The sequence below is a fragment of the Methanocalculus sp. genome, assembly GCF_029762515.1.
Taxonomy (GTDB): Archaea; Halobacteriota; Methanomicrobia; order Methanomicrobiales; family Methanocorpusculaceae; genus Methanocalculus.
This window is the reverse complement of sequence record NZ_JARVGN010000067.1, coordinates 1-7,509: the sequence shown is the minus strand read 5'-3', so window position 1 is coordinate 7,509 and position 7,509 is coordinate 1. Positions and strand designations below refer to the sequence as shown.

Annotated in this window: 7 protein-coding genes; all 7 read right to left on the bottom strand. The window is 51.9% G+C overall.

The features are described 5' to 3' along the window. Positions 1–194: 194 nt before the first annotated feature. The 7 genes from QCH34_RS03665 to QCH34_RS03635 all read right to left on the bottom strand — a co-directional run bounded on the left by QCH34_RS03665 (position 195) and on the right by QCH34_RS03635 (position 7,455). On the bottom strand, positions 195–1,667 hold the full coding sequence (locus QCH34_RS03665; RefSeq protein WP_300330273.1) for a helix-turn-helix domain-containing protein: 1,473 nt from the start codon (positions 1,665–1,667) through the stop codon (positions 195–197). A 196-nt stretch (positions 1,668–1,863) separates the two neighbouring features. Further along, positions 1,864–3,159: a BREX system ATP-binding protein BrxD gene (gene brxD / locus QCH34_RS03660; protein ID WP_300330268.1), complete on the bottom strand. Its 1,296-nt coding sequence runs from the start codon at positions 3,157–3,159 to the stop codon at positions 1,864–1,866. Further along, complete coding sequence (locus QCH34_RS03655) at positions 3,140–4,933, bottom strand: hypothetical protein (RefSeq protein ID WP_300330265.1); 1,794 nt, start codon at positions 4,931–4,933, stop codon at positions 3,140–3,142. The genes brxD and QCH34_RS03655 overlap by 20 nt, the downstream gene beginning before the upstream one ends. After that, entirely contained in the window at positions 4,930–5,637 is a 708-nt protein-coding gene (locus QCH34_RS03650) for a glycosyltransferase (protein ID WP_300330262.1), read from the bottom strand. The genes QCH34_RS03655 and QCH34_RS03650 overlap by 4 nt, the downstream gene beginning before the upstream one ends. After that, positions 5,630–6,145 carry a DJ-1/PfpI family protein gene (locus tag QCH34_RS03645; protein WP_300330259.1) on the bottom strand — a complete coding sequence of 172 codons (516 nt, stop codon included), beginning with the start codon at positions 6,143–6,145 and terminating at the stop codon, positions 5,630–5,632. The genes QCH34_RS03650 and QCH34_RS03645 overlap by 8 nt, the downstream gene beginning before the upstream one ends. Before the next feature lie 49 nt (positions 6,146–6,194). After that, positions 6,195–6,890: a small multi-drug export protein gene (locus QCH34_RS03640; protein WP_300330256.1), complete on the bottom strand. Its 696-nt coding sequence runs from the start codon at positions 6,888–6,890 to the stop codon at positions 6,195–6,197. Between the two features lie 118 nt (positions 6,891–7,008). Further along, entirely contained in the window at positions 7,009–7,455 is a 447-nt protein-coding gene (locus QCH34_RS03635; protein WP_300330253.1) for a GNAT family N-acetyltransferase, read from the bottom strand. Between the last annotated feature and the right edge of the window lie 54 nt (positions 7,456–7,509).

Sequence of the window (7,509 nt, the reverse complement as noted above, 5' to 3'; positions counted from 1 at the left end):
ATAATCGAGCGCTTCGGCATAGTGCCCGGCGACCTGGAGCTCGACACCTTTGTTGAAATCGCTTTTCCTGAGAAAGTCAAAGAGTGGCATGGTGATGATCCTGGTTATGTAATATGGTTTCTATTCAGTGGCTTTCATGCTTTGGGCTCATGCAAAACCAGGGTAGAAAATATAATTAATGGAATGAGAACTCTTCATCTTAAGTTCTCCGTCTTCATCTTTCCAGCCAGATGCTCCCTTCCTTTATATGTGAGGCGATATTGCTGCAACCTGCTGGATGGCTTCTCTGGAATTGTCATCTCGATAAAGCCTGCTTCCAGGGCAGGATGAATATAATTCTCCCTGAAATTGTGCCGGTGTGTCATACTAAGCCCTGATCTCAGTTCCTTAGAGGATTTTTCTCCATCAGCAAGGAGTGGCAGCAACCTCTCAACAGGGTCGGTCAACCGGGTCGCCGACTGGGTCACTGACCTGACCGGTGAGCCTGCACAAATTCGTTCTGACACATGATATCCCTCTCCATGCTGGTGAATAAACACAGTGACCCGCACCCTCATGCCAACCTCAACCATAACCGGTTCGGGGAGTCCGAGTTCTTCCGCGTCACGTAAAATCCGACGAAATCCGCTCCCCCACTGTTCGATCAGGCCAATTTCCCTGAATATTCGTGCAATGACGCGGTTTCGAATTTTGGAAATACCCTGCTTCACGTCTTCAATCGTCATTCCAGGGAGCAAAATTCCTGGATTCTCGATCTCGATCCGGTCATCAAAGAATGATACACGGATTGGAGCACCTTTCTGGGAATAATCGGCATGCACAATTGCATTGATGAGGACCTCGCGGAGTATTGTCAGGGGGATACTCCAGACATCCTTCCGCCGTATTGCGGAGAAATCTGCACCCCTGAATGCATGCTTTTTGAGGAAGAGCATCACGCTCTCCACTGCATCCGGAAAATGATCGCGAATGTCGATATGATCGAAGATATCAGCCTTGTCAGTACCGCGGAACCTGCCGCACTGAATCCATGCATCAGGGAAGGAGTACTCCCTCTTCCTTCCAAAGAGGAGAATGGCGCCGTTTGTCAGCACCTCTCTTCCCTGCATGGGAACGATGAGCTTCAGGGTCTGGAGCTCTTCCCGATTCAACTCCCTGATCCCAAGGAAACTCTTCTTCGCAGCTTCAATGTCCAGGTCATTGATCAATTGATCCACAACCGGCAACTCATCGAAGGAGACACCGGAACAACTCCGGTGCAGCTCTTCGATAAGTTCCCGATCGGCTTGTCTGTTGGTGGATCCAAGCCGTACATAGACACCCTGATCCGGCCCCTCGCTCCTGATAAAATGTGGCCTTCGTCCACTTGGGTACACTGTCACTCCAAGCAGTGTCTTCTCTCCGATCGAAAAGAGTTCAATATCCGGGACAAGACGTGGAGCGATCGTATCGGCAATAAGGCTGCAGAGCCTCTCTTCCTCATCAAGCGGATCAGCGATACCCACAACAGCCCGTGATCCATCCAGAACACCAATTATGATCTGTCCGCCTGCCGTATTTGCAAAGGCGACTATTGCCTTGAGTATCTGCTTTGGCGAGCTGAGATCACGCTTGAATTCGAGGGTTTTTCCTTCCGGAAGCTGGATGATATCTGAGGGTGGAATCATTGAAATGCTCCAATTAGTGTTTACTATGACCTTGAGGCTTCACATTGCCGGGTGCAGAATCAATATTGGGTGAAGCAGATTTTGACAACGTGATTGTTTTTTTGCATTATATCCTTTCTTCCCAAGCGTTGTCATAGTGCGGCTTTCTCTTGTTCAGCAGACATTACAGCCCAAACAAGAAAATGGATTCCTTCTCTTACCACTCAACCTCCATCACTGCCCGCTCCTCCTCCTTCAGTTCAGGCATACCAACGCCCTCAAACCGGTACTTCTCCATCGGATCGTAGGCAGCATGGAGTGTGCATTTGTCAAGGATATCCACAAACTCACGCAGGAATATCCGGGGGATCACATCGATCCGGCCGCCAAACCGGAGTGTGATCCGGTCGATCATCGCCCGTATGAACCTGAGGTTCACCCGTTCCGGGTCAACCTCCGCATATGCCTCGCCATAGATCTCAATGACCCGGGATGCCACCTCAAAGAGCCTCCTCTCATCAAACCGCTGAAGAACGATCTGGGTCTGGAGAGGATTCGCAAACCCGTCATCCTCCATCACCTGCAACCGGTCATAGAGCGGGGGGAGCGACCTGATCCCTTTTGGTCCCTCAAAGAAGGATGGAGTTCCCGTGAAGAGGAGGAAGGAGTGGGGCATCTCATTTCTGTCAACAGAATCGATGATCCGCCTCAGGTTCACATATCCTTTCTCGCGGAGCAGCCGGGATGACCCCTGTGTCGTCTCCGCCTCATCAAAGGCGATCGCCAGGCCCCGGTACCCTGCCTGGACGATGATCCTCGTCAGTCCACGGAGGAAGGGGAGGGCAGAGCCTTCATCCACTGCTCCTTTCAGGCCTGCCTCGGACTTGAAACTCCTGCCGACCGTCTCCTCGCCGGATATCCAGCCGAGGGCTGCCTGTGCGATAGCGAAGTCGCCCCGGTTGTTTGCCTGGTAGTATGTCCTGACCGCAGCCGCGAGGCCGGAGTTCTCTTCGGATATCCTTAGGAGGGACGCCTCGATCTCTTCCGAAGCAGCCGCTGCCAGCCGCTCTTCATCCTCCTCGCCAAGCGACTCGATCAGCCGTTCTTCGATCCCAAAGATCCAGGTATCTATGATACTCTTTAATGCAGCCTCGCCGGTCCCGGTCCGGAGGTTCTGTGCAATGGCACGATAGAGGGCGGCAAGCTTGTGGAGCGGGGTGTCCGGAGAGATGACGACATGAGCAGTTGCAAACCCGGTGTTTCTCGCAATCTCAAGGGCACGGCAGATCAGAAAGGTCTTCCCGCTCCCAAAGTCGCCCCTGAAAAACTTCAGGTCTGATCGTCCGGCTGCCACATACTGAAGCTGATCGGCGATCACATGCTCCTCGGTCGCGATACCGACTGCGAGCCGTTCAAGCCCTTCTGCCGGGACAGTGCCCCGGCGGAGGGCATTGATGATCCCGATACTCTGAAGTTTCCGGTCATCCTGTGTATTATCTAAAGATCCAGGCATATATCTCCCCATTCTCTGAGATGCCACGCTTCTCGATTATGCTGATCCCTTCTTTGCCTGCCTTCCTGATAATCTCATTGATGATCCCGGCAACACGCCTCGTGCCGAGAAGAGATCTGAGTTCCATCTCAGTTGCTTCCGAATGCTCCCGGATGAAGGCTGCAGCTTTCTCCTCCTTTTCGGTGAGCATCAGCCTCTCCGCAATCGGTATCTCTTCGGAAACCGCATCCGCCTGCATCCTCTGTATCACCGGCCTTTCAGAGAGTGCATGATCTTTTGCCTGCGAGAGGAGGGGGATAAAATCCTCAATTCTGATCGAGGAGGGATAACAGGGCATCATATCAAGCCCGGTCAGGCAGTGTTCCTTGCATGCCTGGTAATCCCTTTTGTCAAGGGCATCGGATGCCGCATAAAGGGAGGCGACTGCGAGGATCTCTCTCCCGTTTGCCGTGAGATCCGGGATCATATCCATGAGCTGCCCGATGAGTCCATGGGTGATCTTCATGTTCTGGTACAGTTTCTCCTTACCATGGACAATCTCCCCTGCCACCATCTCGAGATCCTCTGCTCTTTGGATATGTGAGAGGATATAGAGGATCACCTTCTCAGCCTCACGCCACTCGTGGTTTCGTGCAGAAAATGCGGCATATGGGATGCCTCCACGGAGATAGTGGCTCCGGTATCCCCGGTAGAAGGTATCGCGGGCACGGGAGAGATCACCATAGCGTTCATACATCTCTCCCATCGAGACCAGGCAGACCCATGACGGATGCGGTTCGAGGAGGCCTTTGATCTCCTCGATCACGGAATCCTGTCCCTTTGCCAACTCAAGGAAGGCGATATATTTTTCGATGATCACCTTCAGCGACTCCGGGTGTTCAAATGAACCGAGCTGTTCTGAGAGGAGCACTGCATATTCTTCCCCTGCTGCATCCATCTCGCCTTTCGCCCTGAGCAGATCGCAGAGAAGAAGGTGGTAAATCGGCTCATCCTGCATCTCCCTGAGAGAGCGGAGCATTAAAATCGCCTCATCATAGGAGTGAAGCTGTTTTGCAAGCAGCACTGCTGAGAAGAGGAGTTCGCAGTCTCTAAACTCCCGGATGTACCCTCTATAGCGTGCATATGCCTCTGCCGGATCAATCCGTGCAAGGGCAGATAGCCAGAGGCGGAGATAGATCAGATCGCTCTCCCTGATCCATGCCTCTTCAGCTGCATCTGCTGCCTCGGCATATCGTTTGGATGCGATTAATGCCTCGATGTACCCGGGGTTTTCCCCTCCCGCCGGTTTCATCTGCCTGTATATGGCAATTGCCTCATCAGCCTCCCCAATCGCAACCAGTGACCTGAGAAGAAGGAGGCAATCCGGGGGGTTCTGTGAGATCCGGACAAGGGCTTTCTGTACGGGAATGGCGCCACGATGATCTCCCTTCCCGGCAAGGATCCGGGAATACTCCCTGAGTGCTACAGGGTTCTGCTGGTCGAGGCGGATCGCCTCGGCATATCCGGCTGTCGCAGCAGGGATATCCCCTCTCCTCCTGAACACCTCTGCGAGCCCGAGATGTGCCTTTGAAGAGCCGGGAATTGTGGAGATGAGATCCAAAAAGGCAGCCTCGGCATCGCCCAGCCTCCCGAGTGCGAGCAGATTCTCAGCAGCCAGGATCTCAAGCGCAATCTCCTTTGATCCGCTGCAGAGTGCCAACGACTCTTCATATGCTCCTGTCTCGTGGAGGAGAAATGCCTGTTGAATCCGGTCTTCCGGTGATATATCTTTCATCGAATGCGTATCCTGAGGAGTCCTGCAAGCATCGCTATCGAGTCAGTCATCCTGACGCTTGATCCGCCCCGGTCACTCCAGCTGATCGGCAGCTCGATCACGTCATACCCGGCATTATGGGCTCTCCAGAGGAGCTCGACATCAAACTCAAAGCCGGTGGACTCCACCGTATTTAGTATGCTGTCGATTAATTCCCGCCGGAATGCCTTTGCTCCGCATTGTGTATCTGCATATGGCAGCCCAAAGAGGATGCGTATCAGGATATTAAAGACCCTGCTCTGGACCCTGCGCATCAATCCCTGCCTGATCGGGATCATTGATTCGGGCATCCATCGTGATCCGATCACGCCATCTGCCTGATCGAGGTGCGAGAAGATCTGGTTCATCTCTTCAATGCCCGTTGAGCCATCGGCATCCATAAAACCGATATACTTTCGTGTGGCCTTTTTCATGCCCCTGGCTATGCCGCCGCCTTTGCCGAGCCGATCAGGAGAAGAGATGCAGGTGATATCGCAGTCGGGATTCTCCACGGTGAACCGGGAGACGATCGAGGCTGTTGCATCGGTTCCATCTGAAATAATGATGATCTCACCGCCAAATCCGATGAGATCGATGAGGAGGCTGCCTATCCTCTCCTCCTCATTATATGCAGGAATGATAAGGCTGCAATCCTTCTCAGGTACCAAATCCATGGTGTTATGCATTCAGTGTCGAGACGATCGCTTCACCAAATGCCTTTGCAGCAGTTGGTCCATTTGCAGTTATGATCTTTCCGTCGACAACAACCGGATCATTCTGCAGGGATGCACCCCCCTCTTTCATCGCATAGATTGAAGCGGGGCTTTCAAAGACCGTTGCCTTCTTACCCTTGAGAACACCTGCAAGCGCGAGGACAGCCGGGGAGAGGCAGATGGCTGCAACGACTTTTCCCTTCTCATTAAAGTCACTCACAAGCGAAACCAGCTCCCGGCTGCTCCAGAAGAAATCCTGTGCTCCGAGTCCGCCGATGATCACGATGCCATCGAATTCGGCAGCGGAAACGTCACCAAATGTTACGGTCGCCTCCACACGGTCCCCAATCATTCCCATGCACTCACCGGTCTGTGTGGATCCTATGACTGTTTCTATTCCCTTTGCCTTGAATATCTTCATCGGCTCACTCAGTTCTTCATCACGGAACCGATCTGGTGCAACTGCTACCAAGAGTTTCATGTATACTGGTATCGGAAACAATCACATTAAGGGTTTTCACGGGGGGAGGCTATCGACAATATGATCCCCTGGCTTTGTGAAGGTAGAAAATGACGATAGCCCCGATGATGATAAGCAGGAGAATGGTTATGATTGCAACGATATTATGGCCAGTAAAACTATCTATGAGTGCGATACCTGAGGCAATGGTAAGGGCTGACAACCCGGATCCTGCAATAATACAGAGGAATGCCGGACGAGGGCTAATGCCCATAACCCTGCTGAGGATGGTCCCGTTAATCGCCCCTGATCCCTGAAGAGGGAAAAAGATAAAGAGGAAGAGTCCGAAGAGGGAGAGCCGTGATATCCATGAATTCGTTTCTGAGATCCTCTTCATACTCTCGTTACATTTCATGAAGATCTCTCCAAACCATGGGATTTTCGCTATATGGTGAAAATTCATTGCGATAAAGCATGCGCTTGCACAATCTATGATAAAAACAGCCGAGGCGATCATCCACCAGTCATATCCGAGAATGATGGCACATGGAATAACCGACTCCTTTCCGGCTGGCGGGATGACATATGCAGCCAGAAGGCTGAGAAACTGAAGCATTCTCCCTTCCGGAAGCATGAGGAGCAGAAGGAAAAGAAGTGGCAGAAAAAAGAGGAAAGGAGAGATGATATACGCAATTTCTGTCCATATTAAAGGCCTTTTGCTATCATATGTCTTCTCCAGATCCTCAGGAAGGGAAGAGATCTGCATATGATCTCTTCTCTGTCATTTTAGTGGATAAACTGATTGTGTCTCTCGTCCTGAGCAATTGTATCGGCCATCTTCTCTTCGTGCAGGCTCCACCCTGAACCCATGAAGCGCATACAGATCAGAATTGTAGTATCAGGATATGCCGTTCCTGACCCGGCCCGAAATAGTCGTGCTCAAATGAATCCTCAGTAAATCCAAGTGAGCGATAGAGGGGGAGAGCCGCATGGTTTTTTGGTGAGACCGAGAGGAGTACCTGCGCAACCCCTGTCTCTTCAAATGTTGTGAGGAGCTGCTCAATTAATTTCCGGCCGATTCCCTTTCTCGTATGGCGATCTGCCACCTGGAGCCGGAGAACCCATCCCGTATCAGGGGAAGAGCTGACGATGGATCCGATGGTATAGCCGACGACTTCGCCATCTGCCGCTGCGACGAAGAATGTATCGCCAGCTATTGCCTGCATCTGCCTGATGAAGACATATGCACCTTGAATTGAGCCAGAACTCCGTTCCTCAATCCGGGAGACTGCCTCAAAATCCTCTGGTACTATTCTTCGGATGATGACCATAATCTAAGAATGGTGGCTGTATAAAAAAAAGAAGTGAATTATCTCCGCCTGTAG